Annotated in this window: 21 protein-coding genes; 8 read left to right on the forward strand and 13 right to left on the reverse strand. The window is 44.0% G+C overall.

Annotation, left to right across the window (positions count from 1 at the left end; all coding sequences use genetic code 11):
* Window positions 1–39: 39 nt before the first annotated feature.
* Window positions 40–477, reverse strand: coding sequence for a GNAT family N-acetyltransferase (locus V7R42_RS11850; protein WP_334020425.1), 438 nt, complete (start codon window positions 475–477; stop codon window positions 40–42).
* A 73-nt stretch (window positions 478–550) separates the two neighbouring features.
* On the reverse strand, window positions 551–1048 hold the full coding sequence (locus V7R42_RS11855; RefSeq protein WP_334020426.1) for a DUF2938 domain-containing protein: 498 nt from the start codon (window positions 1046–1048) through the stop codon (window positions 551–553).
* 92 nt (window positions 1049–1140) lie between these two features.
* Between V7R42_RS11855 and V7R42_RS11860 the strand changes: the two genes are divergently transcribed.
* Window positions 1141–1560, forward strand: coding sequence for a helix-turn-helix domain-containing protein (locus tag V7R42_RS11860; protein ID WP_334020427.1), 420 nt, complete (start codon window positions 1141–1143; stop codon window positions 1558–1560).
* Window positions 1561–1620: 60 nt separating this feature from the next.
* On the opposite strand, the gene V7R42_RS11865 is transcribed toward V7R42_RS11860, so the two are convergent.
* Window positions 1621–2115, reverse strand: coding sequence for a GNAT family N-acetyltransferase (locus V7R42_RS11865; RefSeq protein ID WP_334020428.1), 495 nt, complete (start codon window positions 2113–2115; stop codon window positions 1621–1623).
* A 120-nt stretch (window positions 2116–2235) separates the two neighbouring features.
* Between V7R42_RS11865 and V7R42_RS11870 the strand changes: the two genes are divergently transcribed.
* Window positions 2236–3747, forward strand: coding sequence for an ATP-binding cassette domain-containing protein (locus tag V7R42_RS11870; RefSeq protein WP_334020429.1), 1512 nt, complete (start codon window positions 2236–2238; stop codon window positions 3745–3747).
* Window positions 3748–4015: 268 nt separating this feature from the next.
* Here the strand turns inward: V7R42_RS11870 and V7R42_RS11875 are convergent, their stop codons facing one another.
* From V7R42_RS11875 to V7R42_RS11885, 3 genes are all read right to left on the reverse strand, one after another.
* Window positions 4016–4699, reverse strand: a complete 684-nt coding sequence (locus V7R42_RS11875) for a DUF1826 domain-containing protein (RefSeq protein WP_334020430.1) — start codon at window positions 4697–4699, stop codon at window positions 4016–4018.
* 1 nt (window position 4700) lies between these two features.
* Complete coding sequence (zigA, locus tag V7R42_RS11880; RefSeq protein WP_334020431.1) at window positions 4701–5903, reverse strand: zinc metallochaperone GTPase ZigA; 1203 nt, start codon at window positions 5901–5903, stop codon at window positions 4701–4703.
* Between the two features lie 81 nt (window positions 5904–5984).
* Window positions 5985–6941: a GlxA family transcriptional regulator gene (locus tag V7R42_RS11885; RefSeq protein WP_334020432.1), complete on the reverse strand. Its 957-nt coding sequence runs from the start codon at window positions 6939–6941 to the stop codon at window positions 5985–5987.
* Window positions 6942–7066: 125 nt separating this feature from the next.
* On the opposite strand from V7R42_RS11885, the gene V7R42_RS11890 reads away from it, so the two are divergent.
* A complete protein-coding gene (locus V7R42_RS11890; RefSeq protein ID WP_334020433.1) occupies window positions 7067–7591 on the forward strand; it encodes a cysteine hydrolase family protein in 525 nt (174 codons plus the stop codon).
* Between the two features lie 32 nt (window positions 7592–7623).
* Here the strand turns inward: V7R42_RS11890 and V7R42_RS11895 are convergent, their stop codons facing one another.
* From V7R42_RS11895 to V7R42_RS11905, 3 genes are all read right to left on the reverse strand, one after another.
* Window positions 7624–8184: an isochorismatase family protein gene (locus tag V7R42_RS11895; protein ID WP_334020434.1), complete on the reverse strand. Its 561-nt coding sequence runs from the start codon at window positions 8182–8184 to the stop codon at window positions 7624–7626.
* Window positions 8185–8266: 82 nt separating this feature from the next.
* On the reverse strand, window positions 8267–9574 hold the full coding sequence (locus tag V7R42_RS11900) for a short-chain fatty acid transporter (RefSeq protein WP_334020435.1): 1308 nt from the start codon (window positions 9572–9574) through the stop codon (window positions 8267–8269).
* Between the two features lie 67 nt (window positions 9575–9641).
* Complete coding sequence (locus V7R42_RS11905; RefSeq protein WP_334020436.1) at window positions 9642–13784, reverse strand: hybrid sensor histidine kinase/response regulator; 4143 nt, start codon at window positions 13782–13784, stop codon at window positions 9642–9644.
* A gap of 358 nt (window positions 13785–14142) precedes the next feature.
* Here V7R42_RS11905 and V7R42_RS11910 point away from each other — a divergent pair, with 358 nt between their 5' ends.
* Window positions 14143–14484: a carboxymuconolactone decarboxylase family protein gene (locus V7R42_RS11910; protein WP_334020437.1), complete on the forward strand. Its 342-nt coding sequence runs from the start codon at window positions 14143–14145 to the stop codon at window positions 14482–14484.
* 59 nt (window positions 14485–14543) lie between these two features.
* Here the strand turns inward: V7R42_RS11910 and V7R42_RS11915 are convergent, their stop codons facing one another.
* From V7R42_RS11915 to V7R42_RS11930, 4 genes are all read right to left on the reverse strand, one after another.
* Window positions 14544–17297 carry a M16 family metallopeptidase gene (locus V7R42_RS11915; RefSeq protein WP_334020438.1) on the reverse strand — a complete coding sequence of 918 codons (2754 nt, stop codon included), beginning with the start codon at window positions 17295–17297 and terminating at the stop codon, window positions 14544–14546.
* 203 nt (window positions 17298–17500) lie between these two features.
* Window positions 17501–17794, reverse strand: a complete 294-nt coding sequence (locus V7R42_RS11920) for a YfcL family protein (RefSeq protein WP_334020439.1) — start codon at window positions 17792–17794, stop codon at window positions 17501–17503.
* A gap of 113 nt (window positions 17795–17907) precedes the next feature.
* The gene (locus tag V7R42_RS11925; RefSeq protein ID WP_334020440.1) at window positions 17908–19071 is read right to left on the reverse strand and encodes an ATP-NAD kinase family protein; all 1164 of its coding nucleotides are present in this window, start codon (window positions 19069–19071) and stop codon (window positions 17908–17910) included.
* Entirely contained in the window at window positions 19068–19826 is a 759-nt protein-coding gene (locus V7R42_RS11930; RefSeq protein WP_334020442.1) for an elongation factor P hydroxylase, read from the reverse strand. The genes V7R42_RS11925 and V7R42_RS11930 overlap by 4 nt, the downstream gene beginning before the upstream one ends.
* A gap of 154 nt (window positions 19827–19980) precedes the next feature.
* Between V7R42_RS11930 and V7R42_RS11935 the strand changes: the two genes are divergently transcribed.
* The 4 genes from V7R42_RS11935 (at window position 19981) to V7R42_RS11950 (ending at window position 24731) form a co-directional block, all read left to right on the forward strand.
* Window positions 19981–20691 (forward strand): FFLEELY motif protein, encoded by a 711-nt coding sequence (locus V7R42_RS11935; RefSeq protein ID WP_334020443.1) that lies wholly within the window; start codon window positions 19981–19983, stop codon window positions 20689–20691.
* Between the two features lie 106 nt (window positions 20692–20797).
* Window positions 20798–21244, forward strand: coding sequence for an acyl-CoA thioesterase (locus V7R42_RS11940; RefSeq protein WP_334020444.1), 447 nt, complete (start codon window positions 20798–20800; stop codon window positions 21242–21244).
* Window positions 21244–22383, forward strand: coding sequence for a retropepsin-like aspartic protease family protein (locus tag V7R42_RS11945; protein ID WP_334020445.1), 1140 nt, complete (start codon window positions 21244–21246; stop codon window positions 22381–22383). The genes V7R42_RS11940 and V7R42_RS11945 overlap by 1 nt, the downstream gene beginning before the upstream one ends.
* An 86-nt stretch (window positions 22384–22469) precedes the next feature.
* Entirely contained in the window at window positions 22470–24731 is a 2262-nt protein-coding gene (locus V7R42_RS11950; RefSeq protein ID WP_334020446.1) for a cytochrome c3 family protein, read from the forward strand.
* Window positions 24732–24783 lie beyond the last annotated feature (52 nt).

Raw genomic sequence — 24783 nt, forward strand, 5'->3', positions numbered from 1 at the left:
GCTTCCCCAGTGCTGTGCTCAATTGAAATTACACAATGGCTAGATGTTAATAACAGCTAGCATGTCTTCGCCATCTTCATCTAACCCCACCTCTTCGAAACCAAAGCTTGAATAGAAGGTTTTGGCGACAGGGTTCTCGGGGTTATAGCATATCTCTATTTGTTCGAGCTCAGAAGTTTGCTTTATAAGCGTGATAGCTTGAGATAAAGCAACTCTGCCAATTCCTTTGTTCTGATGGCTCTCATCAATCATAAAGCGCCAAACGGACACCTTGGTTGGCGTTTCCTGAACCCACATCAAGAACCCTACGGGCTGGTCATTGCAATAAATGGCTTTACAGGTATGGTTCTCGTTGTAAAAAGACTCAACCAACGACCACATATTGCACGCTACAAACGCTTGTTGATTTTCTGCTACATCCAAGTCACAAACCTGCTCATAGTTAGATTTGTTTATTTCTTCCAGTGAAATTTTCATCCTGTCTTCTTATAAATGCATGCTGTTTTCTTGCCATTATAAGCTGAAGTTCACTCAAGTCATCATTAGTCGTTTATAGCCAGATTGATAGTAAAAGCCTAATTAACAAAGCCGAAAGGTACAGCCCAATGCCAAATACGACGTGATTAATAATGCTGTGTAACCGAGCGATATTAGGGTTAGGCGTTTTCGATGCGGCAATACCCGCCCCCATACCTGGCTGCAATATAAAGAACGGCGCAACGACCGTAGCGATACCGAGGGCCACTGCTGGAGCTAGCGTAGGTTCGAACAACCAAGATTCTCCGCATATAAAAATAAGCAGCGCTGCATAGGTAATTCCAATTAAGTAATGGGCTGACCACCCAATGGTACTTTCCCCGTGAACAGCATGGGCACGTGAAATAGAAGTATGACGAAACTGTCCTTTTCTCATGTGCCCTATCCAACGCCCCACCATGCCCCAATTGGTAGGGGCAATACCAAACAATTGCTTTCTCAACAAGGCCCATAAATCCATCACTAAAGTAGCTCCAATACCTATCAGCAAGATAAAAACAATACTTTCCATATTCACTCTCAATAACTAGTTTCAATTAACATGAGATGCTAGCCTACAACTTCAAGTTAACTTTAAGTCAAGTGCCTTTATGGATAACAAGTATGGAAATATCTCGAGTAGCAAAAAAGTCAGGAGTGTCGGCATCAACACTGCGCTTTTATGAAGAAAAAGGCCTTATCAAATCTATTGGTCGACAAGGTATACGTCGCGTATTTAGCTCAAACGTTTTAGAGCGCCTTGAATTAATCGCACTAGGCCGCGCAGCTGGTTTTTCACTGGAAGAAATTTCTGGGATATTAGGAACCGATGCAAAGCCTGATATAGATCGCGATCTACTACTTAAAAAAGCGAACGAATTAGATGAAACAGTCAAAAAATTAGAAGCAATGCGTGATGGTCTGCAGCATGCAGCTGCTTGCACAGCACCGAGTCATTTGGAATGTCCGAGGTTTCGTCGATTGATGAACCTTGCAGCCGCAGGGGTGATTGAAGGTGTTGCCGCGAATAAAACAATAAAATAAACATCCCTATCAATGGAAACCACTCATCGCTTTGCGGGTTCTAAAGTCACCATCGAAGAGCTACCTCAAATTGGCAAAAATATGGCTATCGTAAAACCGTCCATTTTTAAAAATGGCGCGTTGCAATATCGCTTCTTGCTTAAACCCTGCATCTAACAACAGCTTTTGCGAAGCAAGATTGGATGAAAATACGCAGGCAAAAATGCGCTCTATACTTGTGTTTGAGAAAGTAAGGGCGATAATTTGGCGCAGCGCGTCACGCATAATCCCTTTTCGCCAATGTGATGAACAAAGCCAGTACCCGACCTCTCCGGCTCTTTCATATTCAAAGTTTCCTGGGTTAACACCAATACACCCTACTAACTCGCCGTCGTACTCTACAGCTCTTATAAAACCCTCTTTGCTCCCCTCTTGAATCCACCATGTGGCATCTTCTTTTGTATAAGGGCTGGGAATTTTTGTCGACAGAAATTGCGTGACCGACGGTTGATTTAAAATATCTACCAAACTGCTTACATCGCTCGTTTTAAAATCTCTGAGTATTACTTTACTCACTAATTTGATTCCCTTAACTGGCCATTGAACGTGGCGCTAACTTTATAAGACTAACTTACCAGCTAGTTCTGGCTTCAGAAAGTCTTATTCGCCATTGACACGTAATCAGAAAACTTCACAATGGTTCTACACCATATTCACTCGCGATCATTAATGCTGTACCTTTCTGAATTTCAAATAAAGCTTTCTAATCAATACATTACTCCCGAATTTTCGCTAGCGCTCTGTACTGAAAGTGCGCCGTCGCACTTCCTTATCGCAGGTAGAAACAGTAGCGGAAAGTCACTCTTAATTTCCGCGCTTGCCGGTAGTGGGAAGGTAGCAAGCGGTAGTCGTGAATGTAGTTCGGTTGTTGCAGAGGTATCGGTTTTTAAACAGCAAGCGATAATTGAAGAAGAAAAACAAAAAGACAGTGCAGATATTCTAGACGTAATAGCTGAGCCAACACAGGTTCGCGAACTATTCGCACAGACTAATGAGGATTATCAAAACCACCCTTATTACGACGAACTCGCCTCCGCTCTTAGAATTGAGCATTTGCTAGATAATGCGTTTCTTTCACTTTCAACAGGTGAAACCCGCAAGATTATTATCATGTTGGCATGGTTAAGTAATGCCTCTATTATTTTGCTTGATGAACCCTTCGAAGGTTTAGATGTTGAAGCGATAAGCGCATTTAGTCGCTTCCTTGTCTCTCAGCAGCAAGCTTCTTTAGTACTTACCGCCAACAAACTCGCAGATATTCCCAAGAATATGCAAGCCCAGTTGATTGTTATGGATGACTTGGCCATTACGTGGAAATCTGAAGATAAATTTAACTATGACGGTTTGCGCTCAGAATTAAGCACGTGGTTTGCACTGGAGTCTGATGATATTGATGTACCTCCTGCGTTTAATGCTAACGACAAAGACGGCGGTGACTCCAAGCACAATAAGCAGAACAGTGAGTTAGATTCACTTCCTCATACCTTAATTCAGCTTAAAGATGGGTTCGTGCGCTTCGATGAGCGAACCGTATTTGAAAAGCTTAACTTTACGCTTAACAAAAATGAGCATTGGCAGATCACTGGTCCAAATGGGTCAGGCAAAACCTGTTTGCTTCAAATGTTTACTGGTGATAATTCCCATTGTTATACCAACGATTTAACAATGTTTGGCATAAAACGTGGCACAGGCGAGAGCATATGGGACATTAAAAAGCACATTGGAATTATGTCGAATGCGCTCCACATGCAGTACAAAGTGAATGCAAGTGTTGAGCACGTTATCATTTCAGGCTTCCACGACAGTATTGGTCTGTACAGCCGCCCCACGCTAGCGGAGCGCATAGTGGCAGAGCAGTGGCTTGAAGTACTAGGTTTGAAACAGAAAAAGAACACGCCGTTTCAGTCGCTGTCTTTTGGTGACCAGCGATTAGTACTTATTGCACGTTCTATGGTTAAGCACCCCGCCGTGCTTATTTTGGATGAACCTTGCAATGGTTTAGACGACTTCAACCGCCAAAAAGTGCTTAAGCTTATTGATATATTGGCTAAGGCAGGCACAAGTACACTGTTATACGTGAATCACCATGCAGAAGAACGCATTCCTAGCATTCACAATACGTTAAATATGAAAGATTATAATATTTAAGGGTATAGGTTGAAAAACTTGGCCTTTCGGGTCTCCGTTTAAAAAGATCTGGTACCTGCCTTTGAGACAACCAGCCTTAAAGCTGGAAGCTTAAAAGTGAATATTTGAGAAGATTAGCGAGGCTACGTACCGAGAAAGCAAGTAGTGAAAAAGTTAGTATCGAAAAGAAAGTACTGAGAAAGAAAAAAGCGCTATCACAAGGGAACACTCATGAAAAAAGTGATAGCGCCGAAATAACCGAGGATGATATGTAATAAGTACTTAAAAACTACATGGGATCCAGGGTAAGCAACACGCGATGAGTGCCAGGTATGACTTTGCAGGACCGATGCACGGCGGCAAATTCTTCATGCCCCTGCCATGACTTACCTTTAAGTAAACCCACATCAAAGGCGTTCATTTGCCTAACGCTGCTCTCTTGATAGCACTGCCCCAACCTATTCTTCGTCAGCCCTTGCGTATTCGCGCCGTTAAGGTCAATCAATGGGCTTGTAACCACACTTTCTTTCGGCAGCCACTCTGTACCTTCGCCTAAATAGGTGTTCACCAATCGAACAGGAATATTGTCTACATGAAAGCTTGGGCACATTGCTGATGAGAGAGGCACTAACCTTACACCGACACTCTCACAATCAAAAAGCGTGGTGAGCATGTCTGACAGCAAATAAATATCGTCAATAGCAGCCTGCTTTTCGGCACTACTTTTTCCGTCAGGTAATTGCTTTGGAATTTCCTCTTTTAGTGTCGCTAAAGAGAAAACACCTCGAAGTCCCATTCCTAATGATTTAAAAACATCGACATAATATTGCGAGACAAGTGGTGCTTCGGGCCGTGTCCATACGGCAACGCTAATATCTTCTTCAAAGATATCACCCAACACCATAGCATCGGCGCTTGAGCGCCAAGATTTGCTATGTTCGAAGACATTATTTTGGTCTTGTAGCGCCTGCATACTACTGCTCCCACGCTGGAAATGGGTCAGGCATTTCAGCCCACACATGATGGCCTTGAATTAGCTGCTCGTCAGTTAACAAGCAGCTATCTAACCGCTCGATAATGTCGTTTTTATTAAGCCCTTGTCCAATGAACACCAGCTCTTGACGCATATCGCCGAAGGGCTCCATCCATTGTTCTTCAATCGCTTTAAGGTATTCAGGATCTTCAGGCCACTGCTCTTTGGGTACGGCTTTCCAAAACAGTCCAGCGGCTCCGTATCTCGCCATACCGCCGGCTTGACTCCAGCTGCCAGCTAATTGAGGGCGTGTTGCCAACCAGAAGAAGCCTTTAGAACGAATTAATTTACCTGCAATGTCTTTACTATGAAGGAAATCATAAAACTTCTGCGGATCAAACGGACGTCGCGCTTCGTACGAAAAGCTGCTGATACCAAACTCTTCAGTCTCTGGTACGTGCTCGCCACGCATTTCTTTCAGCCAACCGGGCGACTGCTGAGCACGCTCAAAGCTAAATCGCCCTGTGTTTAGCACTTTGTCGAGGGGCACTTTTCCATGCTCAATAGGAACTTGAATAGCCTCGGTATTAAGGGTTTGGAGAATACTTTTAAGGCGCGCCAACTCTTGTTCAGAGACTAAGTCGGTTTTGCTTATTAGCAATATATCAGCAAATTCCACTTGTTCGACCAACAAGTCTGCCACACTTCGCTCGTCTTCCTCCCCCAAGCTCTCACCCACTTCGTTGAGAAACTTAGCTTCGTCATAGTCTTTAAGAAAATTCAATGCATCGACAACGGTAACCATCGAATCGAGGCGTGATATTTCCGACAAGCTTTTACCGTCTTCATCAGCAAACGTGAAGGTCTCAGCTACAGGCAACGGCTCCGAAATACCTGTAGACTCTATTACCAGATAATCGTATTTACCTTCATGCGCTAAACGCTCTATCTCTTCAAGCAAATCTTCTCGCAACGTGCAGCAAATACAGCCATTGCTCATTTCAACTAGCTTTTCTTCGGCTCGATTAAAGCTAATTTCATTTTTCACCTTAGCCGCATCGATATTGATTTCACTCATATCGTTAACAATAACGGCTACTCTTAATCCATCACGATTATTCAGAATATGGCTTAGAACCGTGGTCTTACCGGCGCCTAGAAAACCCGAAAGTACGGTAACGGGAAGCTGAGTTTGAATAGACATAACGACTCGCTAAGTTTCATTTTAAATATCGAATTTAATAAATGTTATAACATAACAATTGAAATGAAAATAACTATACGATTAATTTATTGCAAAACGCTTGCGGTATTCCACCGGACTAAGCCCATACTCTTTACGGAATATCTTCCTAAACGCATTGACGTTTTGATAGCCCACGTTGAATGCAATATCAGCAATGCTACGCGTTGATACTTCAATTTGCTGACAAGCATGATGAAGTCTCAGCTTCTGCAGATAGTCGATGACTGACATACCTAACGCTTGCGTAAATCTTCGCTGTAAGGTTCGCTGACTAACGAAAGTGTGGCTGGCTAAATCGCTAAGAGAAATTGGCTGACTGTAATGGTTTTCCACGTAGTTTTGCGCTTTAACAACGAGAGCATCGCCATGATCTTTTTTAGGTGAAAACTGGTGATAAAAGCCTTGCTCCCTGTAACCTGTATCCACCACCATCTCTTTAGAAAGATTCAAGGCAATGGTGGGTGAACTTAAGGTCGATATGATTTCAAACACAAGATCAATCCACGCCATTCTCCCGCCAGCTGTTATTACGCCCTCCCCGTTTACCACGATAGCCTTAACATCTAGTTTTGCTGTGGGAAAGGCTGCCATGAAGTGATCGGCAATTCGCCAGTGTGTAGTACACTCTTTGTTATCTAAAAAGCCCCCTTTGCCAAGAATAAATGCACCTACGCAAGCTGATGCGAGCAATGCACCTTGGGACTGCATGACTTCCATATAGTTGATGAGTGATGTGAAGTCATGCTCAAAAAATGTTTCACTCATGCTTGGCGGCAAGATGACGACATCAACCAGTGCATTTGAATTCAACTGTTCCGCTTTGTAAATACTCGCGCTAAATGCCACATCAGCGTTGATTTGCTCACACATCGTATTTGCTAACTCTAACATCTCAACGATGCCGTAAAGCGCAGATTGGCTTGCGGTTGGATAGTTTATTACTGCTATTTTTATTTCTTTCATCGTTTCATTGTCGTTCTGTGAACGCTGTCGCATTTGGCGCGCTTTTTGTCATTATCGTCACTCTCTATTACACGTGAAAATCTGCAAAATAGTCAATATCGAGTAAGCACAACTTAAACCGTGCTAGAGACTATTTCTTGGAAAAAGAGGATAAGACCGTGGTTAAACAAGCACTTATTGTTATAGATATTCAAAACGATTACTTTCCTGAAGGGAAGTATCCTTTACACAAACCAGAGCTTGCGATGCAAGAAACACTTAAAGCGATGGCTATTGCAAAGGAAAAGAGCATTCCAATTATTCACATACAGCACCTTGTGCCTGTTGAGGCCGGAGAAGGGTTGTTTTTCTATGAAGGATCTCATGGCGCTGAAATTCATAAAGAGGTGATAGCCGCTGCCCCGGATGCGCCCATCATCACAAAGCAACACGCCGATTGTTTTGAGAACACCAATTTAGAAGAAACCTTACAGTCATTGGGCGTGGATGAAATTCTTCTTGCAGGTATGATGACGCACAACTGCGTAACTCACACAGCATTATCACCAGCTGCTGCCACGTATTCCCCCAAAGTCATTGAACCTTGCACCTGCACGCGTGACGCCATTGGTCATCTATTGGCGCTGGATTCTATGCAAGTGCGTGGTATTGACATTGTATCGATAGAAACCGCATTCGCTTAGCTCCGACTTGTTTCGCTCATCACGTTGTTCGACTACTTGATGAGCGCTAACACTTCTCGGAATTTTGGATGTTGGCATGATTTGAAAAGGCCAAAAAGTGTCATTTCAAAACTGCTGATCCGTGCGCCCTGCTCACGCATATTTTGGATGGCGAGCACAGCATTTGAAGACTCTCTTGAAGAAATGCAGTCCTGTATTACTTCCACAGTGTGATTATTTTCCAATAAACCCGTTACCGTTTGATAAACGCATACGTGCGCTTCAATTCCCGCAACCAGCCATCGACTTAATTCCATTTCACCAATGTACGCCAGTATTTCGGACGAACACTGGTCAGTACCCGCTACAGCGTTAAAAGTAAACTTCTTAAAGTGAGGATCGCTTGCGACATGAGTTTCAATTTCAGGGACCGTTTTCCCTAAGCCATCAGGATTTTGCTCAAGTACAGCTACGGGAATATTGAGCAATTTACAACACTGTATTAGCTTTACTGTTTTGCAGATCATTGTCTGGCTATCATTGACTTTTCGAGCCAGCGCGCCCTGAACATCTACGATCAACAATCCTACCTTTTCTTCGTCTAAATGCATCATTCACACCGCTTGTGTTTAAGTTGTGGCTTCATATTCGGCTCTATTCGCCTTGTTTGACGGCGTTAAATTGCTCTCTAAATCCTCACACAAACCGCAATACCAAGGAAATAATGACACCAGTTACGATAAGCTGAACTAAGCAAAAGCCCATAATGTCTTTAGCTTTGAGGCCCGCTATGGCAAGTACGGGTAGCGCCCAAAATGGCTGAATCAAATTAGTCCACGCATCACCCCACGCCACAGCCATGGCGACTCTATTTATTTCGGCACCAAGTTCTGCGGCAGCAGGCAAGATTACAGGGGCTTGCACTGCCCACTGACCTCCCCCCGAAGGCACGAAAATATTAACAATGCCTGCGCTAATAAAACTCCATACGGGCAACGATTCTGCAGATGCAAAACTGATCAACCACTCTGACATGGTCTGCGCCAACCCTGATTGCACCATTACCGCCATAATGCCAGCATAAAATGGGAACTGAATAACAATGCCACTACCGCCCTGAACAGCTTGCTGCAGGCTATGAAGTACATTGCGTGGTGTACCGTGAAGGACAATAGCGAGAAAGAGAAATAGCGCATTAACTATATTGAGATTAAGCCCGCCACCTGTAACAAAATAGTTGATGAGATAAGCAAGTCCCGCAAAGCCTACGAGTAGTCCAAGCGTCTTACTATTTTCGAGCTTGTCAGCGGGCCGCTCGTTCTTTTCTGAAGGTAAAGCGTCGTCTTGAAGCTTCGCGCTATCGACAATAATGCTTTCAGATTCAGGTGGTAACATTAACCGGTTAACAATAGGAATAGTTACGAACATGAGTGCCAGTAACAGCAAGTTAAATCCACTAAAGATAGTCTCACTGGTACTCACTATGCCAATTTGTGCTTCTGAGAAATGGCCCAGTGTTGCAATAGTTAAGGGCACAGAGCCCGCCAAGCCGCCATGCCATACAATAAAGCCTGAATACGCGCTTGCTACCAATAGCCTATAATCTGCTGAGACTTTTCTTGCCAGGGCTTTAGCGAACAATGCGCCTACAACAAGACCAAAGCCCCAGTTTATCCAGCTTGCTACAAGGGATACCAACGTGACCAGCACAATAGCGCTTCCGGGGCTTCTTGCTATGCTTGCAAGCTTTTCAAGTAAGGCCTTTACCAACGGCGTGCACGCCAACATGAATCCAGTCACCAGCACCAAGAGCATTTGCATTGAAAATGTAAGTAAGCTCCAAAACCCATCTCCCCACTGCTGAATGGTCGTAAGTGGAGACTGGTTTTGAATGACCACCGCAAAAGCAAACGTAATTAGGGTGAGCAATAAAACGAAAATATAGGGATCAGGAAGATATCGCTCTACGAGTTTTACAAGGGGTTTTGATGCTCGATTTAGCATTAACGCTCTCACAACCTGTTAAAAATTTGTTGCATGTTAACGCGTTTCCTTTCGTAATGGCGAGGGGCTATTTTATTTTGTTAAGCCACTTCTGTAAGGTTGAGATTACTCTATCGTGCTCTATGGGTTTGGTGAGGAAATCATCCATGCCCGCTTTCAAGCACTTATCTTTATCGCCCTGCATAGCATTCGCCGTCACTGCTATAATGGGTATACTCTTGTAGTATTCACCAACTGCACCATAGCGAATACGTTTGGTTGCTTCGAACCCGTCCATTTCTGGCATTTGGCAGTCCATAACAATTACACTGTAACGTGCCTTTAACTTGCTGTTTTTTAACAATTTGAGGGCTTCTACGCCACTGTTGGCAACGTCAACCTCATATCCTTCGCTTTCAAGAATATTGGTTGCAACAATTTGATTAATGGCATTGTCTTCTACCAACAGAATTCGATAGGCCGTCTTCTTACCGACTGGTTTTACCCTTTCTTCTGGTGAGTGCACTTGCTGAGTCTTGTCTTGGGCAGTAAAGGCCGAATGTTCCGCGCGCTGTTTTGGCAGTCTTTTACCTTGATAGTCAGATGTATTAACCGATTCTTCTAAAATTCGAATCAAATCTGAGGAGACCAGAGGCTTTGGAAGACTTTCATCAGCTTTCACTTTGCCATATACCGCAGAGCTCTCCATATCTCTTAGCTGGACCATTAATACTAAACGCGTATGTTGAGTTCTTTTATTGCTAAAAAATGTCTGGCAAAAACGTACAAACGACGCGTCTTCTTTTGGTTTCTCCAGAAATACAACATCAATGGGTGGTGCCAATACCTCTTGCTCACTGTCGCTTTCGCTCAGATATAAAGTAGTCGCTTCCTCTATTGACGATGCGACCAATGTTAACACTCCCCAAAGTTCAAGCTGACTTTGCATAGCACGTCTTGTTGACGCATTGTCGTCAATAACCATGCAACACATATCTTGCTTAGCAATCTTAGGGCGCACGGCTTCACGATGCTCAGCGTACCGAATTTCACATGTCACATCAAAACGGCTGCCTTTACCAAGTTCGGAGGTAACACTTATTTCTCCTCCTAATAATTGAGCCAGCTTTTTAGTAATGCTCAACCCAAGTCCAGTGCCACCAAAGCGCCTAGTTGTGGAGGCGTCAACCTGAGTAAAAGCATCAAATAAGTGCGGAAGCTTCGAAGTGGGAATGCCAATGCCCGTATCTGCCACGGAAATGTGCAGAAGCGCGGTATTCAGATTGTTAGTAGGAAGCAGTTCTGCAGTGACAGACAACTCTCCCTGCTCGGTAAATTTAACTGCGTTGCTTAAAAGGTTTGTAAGGATTTGTTGAATTCGGCTTGGATCTGAATTTATTTTGGACTCACTGACTTTCGACAAATCCACAATGACATCCAGTCCTTTTTCTTGTGCTACATGCGCGACCGATTGAGCAATACTTTCAACTAACTCCCTTACATCAAAATCGACGGATTCAATCTCCAGTTTATCCGCTTCTATTTTAGAAAAATCTAAAATGTCATTAATCAAGACCAGAAGGGAATTTGCGCTTGAGCTTGCGATATTGACTCGCTGGGATTGCTCTGAGGTTAGATTACTTTTCTTGAGCAGGCCCAACATCCCTATCACGCCATTCATTGGCGTTCTGATTTCATGGCTCATATTAGCAAGGAATTCAGACTTCAATTTGGTTGCTTCTTCAGCTTGCTCCAGTGCTTTTTTCAAATCGCTAGCCTGTTCTTTTAACGAGGCTGTTTTTTCTGAAACTTGTTGCTCCAGTGCCTGAACAAAGCGTTTCTGTTTAGTAATTTCCGTTTGTTGCAAATGGGTTCTTAAGTAAATAATCAACAGCGTTATGCCGAGTAAAAAAACCATGTAAGCGCTATATGCCCACCATGTTTTCCATGGCGCAGTAGCAACGTGTAAATTAACCGACAAGACCTCACTGCCCCATTCACCATTGGGCTTCATTGCTTTGACCAGCAATGTATAGGTGCCGCCATTTAGGTTATTAAACGAAACGTTATTGTGGTTTCCAATATCAATCCACTGTTCGTCGTACCCTTCCAACTTGTAAGCAAAATTGGAACGCTTGGGGTCAGAGAAGTCTAAGACAGCAAAATCTAAAGAGAAAAAATAGTCTTCGTAGGAAAGGTTAATATCCGTCACGTAAGGTAGTGGCTTATCAAGGCTTACTGCTTCGCCCATTTTATTGAACCCGGTTAGCACAATTTTGGCGTCGACTAATTCAGACTGTTCTGGCACATGTTTAAAGTATTCAATACCTCGCTGACTACTGGTAAAGAACGTATTGTTAGAGGCACTAAGTAAACTGTTCGAATAAAAATTATGACTTACTGCCCCCGCATTCCTGCTATAGTTAATTGCACTTTTAGTAGCCGGATTAAATAGAAAAATACCTTTATTAGTAGTAAGCCATAGCTGGCCTCCATCGCCATCTGCAATCGCTCTTACTAAGGAGGCTGGTAGGCCGTTCTGCTCCCCAAACCAATCAAAGGATTTCGACTCAGGCTTGTAAACATTCAACCCTCGTTGTGTTGCAACCCAAATTTGGCCGTTCTTCGCCTCATGAATATCTTCGACAATGTTACCTAATAGACCCGCATTGTGATTATCGGTATGTTCAATCTGAACAAATTTACTGCTTTGAGTAGACCATAAATTAACGCCGCTCCCCGTGCCAATCCACATATTACCTTGAGCGTCATTTACAAGAACATGGATCTCTGGGTGAGCTAAACCATCACGGGTTGAAATATGCTTAAAGACGCCGGTTTGCACATTATATATATACACACCATGCTTGTAGGTACCTATCCATAAATTATCTTCGTTATCCAATGCCAAAGCTCTGAATTCACTAAATTGGCGGTAGTTACTGTCACCTTTGGGATATTCTAAGCGACTTACACGACCACTCTTTCTATTAACACGTGCAATAAAATTGTCTTGTGCTACCCAAATATTGCCGTTTTTATCTGGAACAATAATGGGTCGTTCTATAACTCCCTTGGTAGAATATTCGCTCTCTCCTTTAAAAACCGAGTCAAATTCCTTTTGAAGTGTTTGCTCTTTCACTTTCCACTTGTATATTTCAGCATTTGAAGTTGCTATCAACACATCGCCGTTATTTTTTAAGGTATCTGAGTTAAAGGTATCTAGCTCAATGCCACTCGGCGCGGTCAGCAAGTCACTGTTGATTTGTTTAATTATACGGCGGGGCGATAGTTTAAATATGCCGTGGACTTCACTGGTTATCCATTTCGTTTTGGTGTTGTCTTCATATATTATGCGAAGCCCATTGTCGTAGCCAAAATCCATCTTCTCGACGACGTTCCCCTCGCCAGTGTGTTTATATAGACCTGTGGTAGTTACAAACCAAATATCCCCTTCATGATCTTCGATCATTGAGTTCACTTGGCCTAGTGCTTTGCCGTCTCGCGTGGTTTGCGCAATGAACACGCCTGAACTTGGAAAGAAAAGAAAAGGGCCATCTTGCGTCGCCACGTAGAATTGGCTAGAAGACGTGCGCAGCAAACTGCGTATTTCATTGGCACCTGTGGCGGTGCTATTGTCCGGATCTGGAAAGAAATGTATTGCGGTATGGGTACGTTTGTCTAATAAATTTAGTCCAAAGCTAGTGGCTACCCATAAGCTATCATCATTGTTATCAATAATGTCCCATATACGGTTATGAGACAGACTGTTTCCGACACCCGGCTTTTTTTGAACTCTCTCGAACAGCCCATCGCCTAACCACCGATTCAGGCCTTGATCATAAGAGCCCAACCAAATTTGGCCTGTTTTATCGTGAAAGAGCGATTGAATGCGGTTTGAAGAAAGGGAGCGGAAGTCATTCGGGTCATTTAAGTAGCGTGAATAGATGCCGGTTCTAGGGTCATACTTGTTTACCCCGCCGCCCCACGTACCCACCCAAATATTCCCTTCTGCGTCCAGCATCAGGTTGCCGGCGTCATTATGGGAAAGCCCTTGACCATGTTCGCTACTAGATTCAAACAATGTGACCCTACGGCCTTCGTAGCGCATTACGCCGTTTTCAGCAGTACCAAACCATAAAAACCCTTGTCGGTCTTGGATAATCGAATAGATTTCTGAAGAAACAAAGCCGTCATCAGCGGTTAATAGCTCTACTGAATATTCATTCATGAGCTTGTCTGAGCCTGTTGCCCAAACAAAAGAAGTATAAAATAGGCTAAGAAGAGCAATCGCAAACACGCGTACTGGAGAAAGTACGAGGCTTGACTTGTCCGCAGGGGTGATATTCTTCAAAGTAAGAATCGAGACGATAAATTAAACTTTGTTCACTTTAAAACATATTGCTATTGCAATCTATCCTACAAAAGACGCATTTGTCGCATATAGGAGATGACTTTTTGACCTGCATCACAATACCTTAAGCATTATCCTCTATGATTAACTTGAGGCGGGATATACCCATTCATCTAATAGCTTACAAAATATACCAACAACTGATGAGTCAATTAAATTTTAATAGGAGCGTTCGATGACCAAATCATACAAACAAATTACTGAAAGCTTAAACCCGTACCTGGTTGAAGTTAAAAAAGGGGTCCCAGATGTTATGAAGGGCTTCTCTGATATGGCAAAAGCGGCAACAGCAGACGGTGCATTAGACAAAAAAACGAAAGAACTCATTGCACTTGCTATTGGTATCGCGACGCGATGTGATGGCTGTATAGGTTTTCATGCAAAAGCGTTGGTTCAGTTAGGTGCGACGCGAGGTGAGATAGAAGAAGTCTGCGGGATGTCTGTTTATATGGGAGGAGGCCCTTCGTTTATGTACGCGGCAGATGCCTTGCGTGCTTTTGATGAATTCAGTGAATAGCAATTAAAGAAAAGGGCCGAAATAAATTTCGGCCCTTTATTCGTTTAAAACTTAAACCTTCATAGCGAGTTCATGCTTTGTACGCTAACCGGTCCAAGCTCGGCAGCTTCCACCTCTGCTTTAATCTTTTCGGCATCACCGATGATTATCCAAGTTAATTTCTCTGGGTGCAGTACTTCTTTCGCCGCGCTACTCAAATCGTCTAGAGACAAGCTGTTATATTTCTCTACCAAAGATTCAGGGTAGTTATACTGTCTCTTGAACCTCTCGCTTGCTAGCAAGCTTCTCAGCACAGCATTCGCTGTCTCGAACTGACCTGGTAATGAGCGGACTTCGTCCAGTCGAGCTCTTTCAAGTTCATTCGCCATTGGCGGCTTTTCACCCAGATAAGCGTTGAGTTCTTTCTTGAGCTCTAGCAGAGACGGGCCTGTTTTATCGGTTTGTACCGGCGCATAAACCATAAATGGACGTTGGCCTCTAGCATCTTGAAGGAAGGTGTAAGCTCCATAGGACCAACTTTTATCTTCACGTAAGTTCATATTAACGCGAGCAGTAAAAGCGCCTCCCAAGGTCAAGTTCATAGCTTCAATAGCAATATTGTTGTCAGCGCCGGTTGGTGGCGCTAAATGCGCTGCCAATATTAGAGACTGTTGCGCACCAGGGCGATCAATAATAATCGCTTGACCTTTTTCAGGCATCGACGCTTCAGCAATTTGCTTCGTGCCTTTGCTTCCTGCAACTTTCCATTTACCGAACTCTTTTTCAAGCATGGGTTTTATGGCATTTAATGTTGTGTCGCCAACGACAAAAATTGTCGCATTGTCAGGACGTAGCCACGTATCTTTGAACTCAATGAGATCCTCTCGCGTAATCGCCTTCACGTCCTGCTCGGTTCCTGTGCCTGTAAACGGAATACCGTACGCATGGCCTTCTCCATAAACGAGTGGCGGAAGCAAAGTAAGTGCAATACTTACGGGACGCGTTTTTTGCTGTGCAATATTGCTTAAGATAAGTGCGCGTTGGCGTTCAATCTCTTCTTCTTTAAATGTGGGTGATTTCAAGATATCGCCCAAAAGCGCTAAAGAAGGCTTCATATTCTCTGTTAACATCGACATGCTAACTGTAGTTGTATCTAAGTTTGAGCCGGCATTTAAATCTGTGCCTAATTGTTCAAGCTCTGCAGCTAATTCTAGCGCATCATATTTACCTGCACCTTCATCGAGCATTTGTGTTGTGAAACTTGCAAGTCCAAGCTTGCCACCCGCATCGGCCGCGAACCCTGCGTCGAATTGCACCGCTACATTTACCAAAGGCACGGTAGAGCGTTGTGCAAAGACTACCTTCACCCCGTTAGAGAGCGTAGCTTCTGTCACTTCAGGAAAGCTTAGTTGAGTCTCGGCGTCAATGGAAGGCAAGCCTGAGCTGCGATCAACGCCTTCGGGTGATGCTGTGCGCTCAATAAACGGAACAACCGTTATTTGATGCCACCCTTCTTTAAGCCATTTATTGGCAGCCGCTTTTACGGCTTTAGGTGTACTCTGCCCTAGCTCTTCTAGTTCTGTTTTGAAGTAGTTAGGATCACCAGCAATAAACTCACCACTGGCAAGTGTATCGGCTTTACCGCCAAAGCCACCTACCTCTTCAAGCCCTCGAATAATAGAAGCACGTCGCTTAGTCGACACCAATTTAACTTCATCTCTGCTTGGCCCTTCACGCAAAAATTCGCTAATGACTTTATCGATCTCTTTTTCCACTTTAGCAACGTCAACGCCATCTTTTACGTCCACAGTTACACCAAAAATGGACGCCATTTGCAGCTCGTAGTTAAATACCGACGCATTGGTGGCAATTTGTTGGTCGTATACCAATTCTTTATATAGTCGAGAATTTTTGCCATCTCCCATGACACTGGCGGCAATGAACAAGTCTGTTGCGGTTGAAGAGGTATTTTCCGGGGAAACCCAAAGGCGGTAAATACGCGATTGTGGCACTTTATCTTGGATAATTTCGCGAGTGTTTGCACTGCGCTTCGGTACCCATGCTTCCCATTTAGACAGTGCTGGTCCCGGCTCAATATCGGCGAAGTATTTATTAACCAGAGGTTTGGCTTCTTCAGCATTAATGTCGCCGCTTAGCACTAATATTGCGTTATTCGGGCCATAATATTGATTGAACCAGCCTTTTACATCGTCTAATGACGCTGAGTTAAGGTCTTCCATCGAGCCAATCACCGTATGGTGATAAGGATGCTCATCTGGAAATAGACCTTCAAAAATGTGGGTAAATACGCTTCCATAAGGCTGGTCTTCGCCTTGGCGTTTCTCATTTTGAACAACACCCCGCTGTTCATCTAATTTCTCTTGTGTAACCGCACCTAATAAATGCCCCATACGGTCTGATTCCATCCACAGAATACGGTCAAGAGCAGGCGTTGGAACGGTTTGAAAATAGTTTGTTCGGTCAAAGTTCGTGGTACCGTTTAAGCCGGTAGCTCCTGCTTCTTGAAGCGGCCCGAACCACTCATCATCATAGTTCTCCGTGCCATTGAACATTAAGTGTTCAAAAAGGTGCGCAAACCCTGATTTCCCGTTTGGCTCGTCTTTTGAGCCCACTTTATACCAAACCGCCACTGCAACTACAGGGGCTTTGCGGTCTTCGTGAACAATTACAGTTAACCCATTATCGGTAGTGAACTTTTCGTAATCGATATTTATGTCGTTTTTTGCAAACGCTGAGCTTACCAGCGTGCTACTTACTGCCAGCACACCTACACTTAGTTTTAAGCGTTTGGTGAGATGCTTAAGTACAGTCATGTCGTCATCCTTAATCTTATTATCTGTGCTGAACACCAGAATGTGTCAGGCATCATAAGGCGGCTTTACGCCAGTACTAAACATAAATCAATCTAACGGTTTATAAAGGGCTCTGGGGCAAAAAACTGTAACGGATTGTAAAAAAGAGGAAAATCGACGAATGGATAATTATCTTTAGTAGAAAGTGGCAAAGAAAGCCGCAATTATATTGCGACTAACCGTGCCCAAAGTGCTTTTACTTGTTTTGCATCATTACTCTCTAACTCGTTGTTAGCAAAAGCATTATCAAGGCTTTCGAGCATTTTCTCATTAAGCAGCGCAACGGTAGCGTCTTCTTGCATTTCTAGTTGGCGTGCCTCTACCGCGAAATGACCTTGCAAGTAGCTGGCAATAAACAATTCATCATCACTACCGTGATTTACCACATCATCAAGCGATGCCTCAATATCTGCGATGGCGTTAACGACACTTTCTGGTGCTGCAGCAGGTGGTAACACGTCTTACTCCTTTCTGTTGTTGATTTAAGTTCTTTATCTCTAAATTTTCAGTTCGAGATAAAACTCGTTGTTTTCAAGGCAATCAATTGGCTTTGGTATATGGCGCAATGCCTTTAGTTAGCTTGGCAGAGCACTTTATCTTTATAACCTGTGATAACCGTAAACGCGCCTGCGAGTTCTGCGTCCAGCGCTGCATCGCTTGAGTCTAATCTAAGCGGTTTGCCGTTTAATGCCTGTAGTTTTTGTTTAGTGGCAACAATAAGCATATTTTGTTTGCCGATTTGTCGGATAAACGCTGGGCTTAACTGTTGATTTCCGCGCCCCAATATGTGGCCCTGCCCCCCGATAACCGTCAAAATGACTTTGGTGGGTTTGTTTTGAGTCAGCGCAATCAGTTCACTGGCAGTCACGTCACTTGCGATTAACTCGCCTTGTTTAACCACGTCCACACCTAACAAGGTGTTGTCTAAGCCAAGAAAGTCCATAACCGCACCAACAGTTGAGCCCGATCCCATGACGAAATAAGTGTTAGGTTCATCGTCCATAATTTCGTTCACATAAGCGGCAATATCATCAAGCACTAGAGCCTCGTCTTCTTTGCCGCCCATTTTTACTGCTTGAACGTAAGTGAGTTCAGCGGGTACACGCATTTCACCATAATGTTTGGCAATAACCTTTCCGTCGCGAAAGGCGTTTTCGTCAATATCTCTGACTTCAGCGTCCATTTCACTTACAAGCTCGCCTGCGATCATTTGGCTTACTACCTGACCTGCCGCTGTTGGCGAGACACAGTAAACGCCAGAGTGAATTTTACAACCTGCAGGAACACCTAACACGGGGACCTGAGTCCCCACTACGCTACAAATATTTCGCGCGGTTCCATCGCCACCAGCAAACAACAGCAAGTCGACGCGAGCATTTACCATGGCCTCAGCTGCGCGCTCTGAGTCTTCGCCTTCGGTTTGCTCGGCATTAGCTGTATAAATGACTTCATAAGGAATACCTAGAGATTCACACACGGTTTCTCCCATGTCGCCTGAGGCTGTAACCACCGTGAAATGGCCTGACAACGCTTCTAGAATGCTGAGCGCTTTAGCCATTTTTTCGTTAGCTTTCTTCTCTGCGCCCAAAGCAAGGGCTTTTTCACGAATTTTAGCACCGTCGCTGCCTTTAAGCGCAAGCGCTCCGCCGATGCCGGCGAAGGGGTTAACTAAAACGCCTAGCTTGAATGTGGGTTTATGATCAGACACTGATTGCGTGGCGCTAACTTGACTCATTCAGCAACAACTCCTATCCCGCTACGTGTTTCGCTTCTTTCAAAATCTGTGGGCGCATTTCCTGCTGTACTGCAGGGTGAAGCAGACAACTTGCTTTTACCAAACACAGATGACAGCGCTTGTATAAAGCGTTCAGCTCGGGGCGGAAAGCCCTCAGTTTTATAACATTTAAGCTGAGCGGCTACACTGCGGGTAAAGCCTTCTCTGTCGGGCTCAGCACCATCTAAGTTATCCGTGCTCACCTGAAATTTTCTTCCCGCCGCTTCTGTAAACGCCCACTCAATGGCTTGGGGCTTAATTTCTACTTTTTCAAATTCGGCTTGCTGCGCTGCATCGCGTCCATCTGGGCAATACCAGTAACCGTAATCCTCTAATAGTCGACGCTTTTCTCCCGCAATACACCAGTGCGCTACTTCATGCAGAGCACTTGAAAAAAATCCATGGGCAAACACGATTTGATGGTAAGGCTTTCCACTGCCCGCTGGGATGTAAACGGGTTCGTTATCACCTAAAACCAAGCGTGTATTAAAATCTTTAAATGTAGTATTAAACAACGCAATTAACGCCGGAACATCAGCGTCTACTTCTGAGCGAGCGGTACTTGCTGGCGCTTGCTGGTGTACGCGCACGCTCTCACTTGCTAGGCTTTCAACTTCAGCACTTTTTGTTTCGGTATGTTTAGTATCAAGGCTTTTAATTTCAGAGCTCTGAGTTTCAATTTTGTCAAACAGAGTGTGACTACCGGCGATATTCATAACGACTAATAAATTCTACATAAGAGAGCTAAATCAATGGCGGTGGAGTATACCAGTAAAACTTTGTCTTCTCACTTGAAAGGCTTGCTTGCTTAGGTCAATCTAGGTTTACAACAGAGAACAAGCCACATTAGCTTAACAGGGAGTTTGTCATTTGGCGCAAGAAATAATTAAACACATTCATCGAGTAAATGCCCTTCGTGACTTAGCCAATCAGTTGGGGGTAATGCCTATCATTCATCAACTGCAACATTGGCAATGCGAACGCTTACTGGTCACTCACGACGACTTGGCAAAGCAAAAGCGCTATCAAAAAGCCATGGCATTTTTTGTAGATGAATTGTATGGCCCAAAAGACTTTAGCCAGCGGGACGCTGATCTAGTGAGAGTCATACCAAAGCTCGCAAAAGTGCTGCCCGATAAAGCCATGAACGCCATGGACGATGCATTATCATTAAATGCATTGTCGTTTGATTTAGATATGGTGATGGCTCAGTATCTTCAAAGCCATTTTCCCGGCGAGCCCATCAACCGTGACAACTATGCCCTTGCTTATCGTAATGTGGGCAGGATTGAAGATAGAGAGCATCAAATCGACATAATTGCCCATTTGGGCGATCAACTTGCCGACGTAACAAAAATTCGTGGTATAGGTATGCTGATTTCGCTATCCCGTCGCCCGGCCAAATTAGCCGGCTTACTTGCCCTACATGAGTTTTTAGAGCGCGGCTTTAATGCATTTAAAGCACTCGGTGATGTGCAAAGCTTTATACAACCCGTATTAGCAAGAGAAAGAGCGATAATGCAATTACTGTTAAGTGAAGATTTGACCTTACCAGAAGATAATCCATTGCCTGAGGTATAAGTTGCAAAAACAGATGTGCAAAAACTGGTGTTCGAGAACAACGGCGCTAAGCCAATGGCAATGAAGTAGCTAGGATAAGAACAAGATATATGAAAGAGGAAGAGGTTTGAGCTCCACCACGCTAAATTGGATGTTAGACACCCCCTATGTTCAGCAATGGCATATCGATGAAACACACATCGATCACTATCAGCACGTGAACAATGTGGCGTACCTATCGCAGCTAGAAAGCCTAGCTTGGACACATTCAAACGCACTTGGCTTACAGTTTGCCGATTATCAAGCGCTAAACCGTGGGATGGTAATAAAACGTCACGAGCTTAACTACCACCTGCCAACTCATCTTGGTGACAGGTTAGAATGCGCTACTTGGATAGTGCATTGCGACAGTAAGCTGACTTTGAAACGCCAGTTTCAATTTATCTGCCCAAAGCGCAACAAAACCGTATTTGATGCCATAACCACATTCGTGTGCGTTAGCCTTGATACTGGCGCCCCAAAGCGGATGCCTGAACAATTCGTAGACATATACGGCAAGGCGTGTGTGGCATAATGAAAACGTGGCTAGCGATAGTGCTTTCGCTCTTCCTTTTTGTGTCGCTAGGCATAAACGTTTACCTGTGGCTTAGTTTAAAGCAGCACAATGATAAAGCTTATGCAATAGAGGCCAGTTATGATCATCGTTTAGAAAGTGACAAGCACTTAGAAGCCCAGGCACAGTTGAAAGATGAAGAGCAGCACACCTCTTCACCACTCGTTAATCAAGACCAAATAGAATCACTGACTACCCTACTCAATAACGAGCAATATGCGTTGCTCACCACAGAGCTTACAAACCTTTTAAAAAATGACCCGCTTAACGAATCGCTACTGTTACTTGAAGGTGAACTGATTGAAATGACGAAGCCTCTTTCAACGGCGATAGTGCACTATTACGACTTGACTGAACTGCCTCTTTCAAACGAAACAATTACGTTTATAGATACAAAAATTGCCACTTTATATCAACAGGCGCAGACGCAGCTGAGTCAAGACGAACAATGGGAGTTGGTCGCAAGGTTAAATGAGCCATTGTATCAGCGAATACCCGATGCTAAGCACTATACCCTAAACTTGGCTGAAGCGTACGCTTACCAGCAAAAGCTTACGCTAATGGAAGATGTGCTCGCCGCTCTGCCGTTAAATGATAGAGACGCCAATATCATTCGCGATAACGCCTATGAAATGCGCGATATGGCCAGTGCGGACACCACGCCAAGCAACATCGAAGTTGAACCTACGAGTCTGGACGCTGCTCGGTATCAAACACGCGTAGCCCTTGAACGCATCGGCGACCAATACCGCCTTGAAGCAAAGGCGCTTAACCAAAAAGCCAACATGATTTTGGATACGGGTGCCAGTATTACAGCAATATCGTCGCGATTATTTGCTCGCTTGGGCCGTATGCGAAACCTCACGTTTATTGGTAACTTTAATGTTAGAACGGCGTCCGGAACCATAGAAGCGTCGTTGGTACAAATACCGCGCTTTTACTTCGCGGGCTACGAGTTCAGCGATGTTTCTGCCATCGTGCTACCCGAAGACGCCCTACCCGATGCCGACGGGTTATTGGGAATGAACGTTTTAGGACAGTTTGACTTTGCAATAATGCCCCAGTCTAGCGAATTAATTTTAACTGAGCGTAACGAGTAACGTTTTCGCCAATTTAAGCGTGCTATGCGAAAAACAATAATGTGTTAAAGTGTGACCGGTTATCACTAGTATTCATGGATACAGCAGTGCCAAGGTTGTTTTTTCTTTTCGTTTTATTAACGCTTGCAACAAATATCTCTGTTGTTGCGCAAGCACAAGAGGCAGCAAATTGCGTAAACTGTCACAAAGAGCAAGTTGAAGAGTGGAAAGTATCTGATCACGCTAAAGCGATGGACCATGCTACCAACTCATCAGTACTTGGTAACTTTGACAACTCAACTATTAAACACTTCACACAAACTGCGCACTTTTTCAAAAGCGGTAGCGAATTCTTCGCAAAATTAACAGAGGGCGGCATTACAACAACCTACCCCATCACCTACGTTTTTGGGCACTATCCGCTGCAGCAATATCTAATAAAAACGCAGAACGGGCAATTTCAGGTTTTTCCCTTCTCGTGGGATGCACGTAACAAGAAAGAAGGCGGTCAACGTTGGTACCCTAATTATCCATCAGAAGATATAGCGACCAACGACAGGTTGCACTGGAAACAACCTATGCAAAACTGGAACGGTATGTGTGCTGACTGTCATTCTAGCGGCTTAACGCGTAATTTTGATGCCGACACCCTTTCGTTTAACAGCCAGTTTGATGAAATTAACGTCTCATGTAAATCTTGCCACGGCGATATGTCGTTACACACTGATGTGTATAGTAGCGAATTTGCAAAAAGCGTCGCCAAACATAACCGCCTAAGTGGGCGTGTTAGTGAATCTCACATAAATTCAGCTGGCAAGCCCGCCATTAAACCTCACACGTTATCCCGAACTGAGCAAAAATCGTTAGGAAAATGGTTATTGAAAGAAGGGGCTAGTATTGCGCTTTGGCATGAAGAAAAAGATGGTGAGTTTGTTCCCGCTTCCCGGGACAATTCGTTTATGGATACTTGCTTTGCCTGCCATTCACTTCGCAGTGCGCTCACAGATGGTATCAAACCACAGCAGTCTTTCTTAGACCAATTTTCCCCTTCTCTGCTGTTATCGCCGTTGTATTTTGCTGACGGACAGATACGAGAAGAGGTGTTTGTCTATGGTTCCTTTTTACAGAGCAGGATGTATGAGGCAGGCGTTAACTGCCTCGACTGTCACAATCCACACTCTATGAAGCTCAAAGTAGAAGGTAACGATTTATGCTTACAATGCCACTCTGCTGCCACATATCAAGGAGAAACACATTCCAAGCATGCTGAAAATAAAGAGGCTAATCAGTGTGTAAGCTGCCATATGCCCAGCCGCACTTACATGGGGGTTGATGCAAGGCGAGACCACAGTTTCAGTATTCCAACCCCGCACATATCCGCTCAAACGGGGGCCCCCAACGCATGTTTAAATTGCCATGACAAAGATAATGCATGGGTATCGAAGCAACTAACGCAATGGTACGGAAGAGATTCTTTGCTAAGTAGTATTGAAGAAGATTACGTGTCACTTATGCATGGCATTAATTTAAGCAATCAAGCTATATTACGTATCGCACATTCAGCATCGTTGCCAGTGATAAAACGCGCAACGGCATTAACTATGCTGCCTACAACAAACCGGCCGCTGGCAGACAAAGATTTACAACATTTCATTGAAAGTACGGAGCCGCTGCTTCGATTGGGGGCAGCTCAAGCGGGTCGTGCGCTTCCGCTTCCCGAACGGATGAAATCTTATGTAAATCTACTTGATGACAAATATCGAGCCATTCGCATAGCGGCGGCAAACAACTTCGTTGGATCAGACTTAAAGATCAAGAGCTTTCAGAAAGCGTTAAACGAACTCACGCTATCAAATACGATAAATCAATGGCGTGGTGAAGGCAGCCTGAATCAAAGTTTAATTGAATACCAGCTTGGTAATATTGATCAAGCAGAAGTATTACTCAAGCAAGGCATTAATGTAGATCCATACTTTAATGCCAACTATATAAATCTTGCTGAGCTTTATCGTGCTCAACATAAAACACATTTAGAAAAGCAGACCCTATTAGATGGGATAGAAAATATGCCCAAGAGCGACTTGTTACATTACTCCTTGGGCATGTTTTATATTCGAAATCAAGATAAGCCAACTGCGATTACTTACTTTAAAAAAGCCACAGCACTTGCACCGGATAATCCACAAAATTGGTATATCTATGCACTTGCACTAGATAGTATCGGTGAAACGCAAACAGGGCTTTCCCTCTTAAAAGAAATTGTTGTGAATAAACCCGACAGCTCTTTAATTAACTTAGGCTTGTCCTTATCCCGAAAACTCGGCGATGAAGGCTCAACCCGCTTTTTTCAATCAAGAATGAGACAGTAGACTGCTCACCTAGTTTGAATAGTAGGGGTTCTATATTTAGTAACCAAGTGGT

Origin of the sequence: Alteromonas sp. S015 (genome assembly GCF_036864485.1) — a bacterium.
Taxonomy (GTDB): domain Bacteria; phylum Pseudomonadota; class Gammaproteobacteria; order Enterobacterales; family Alteromonadaceae; genus Alteromonas.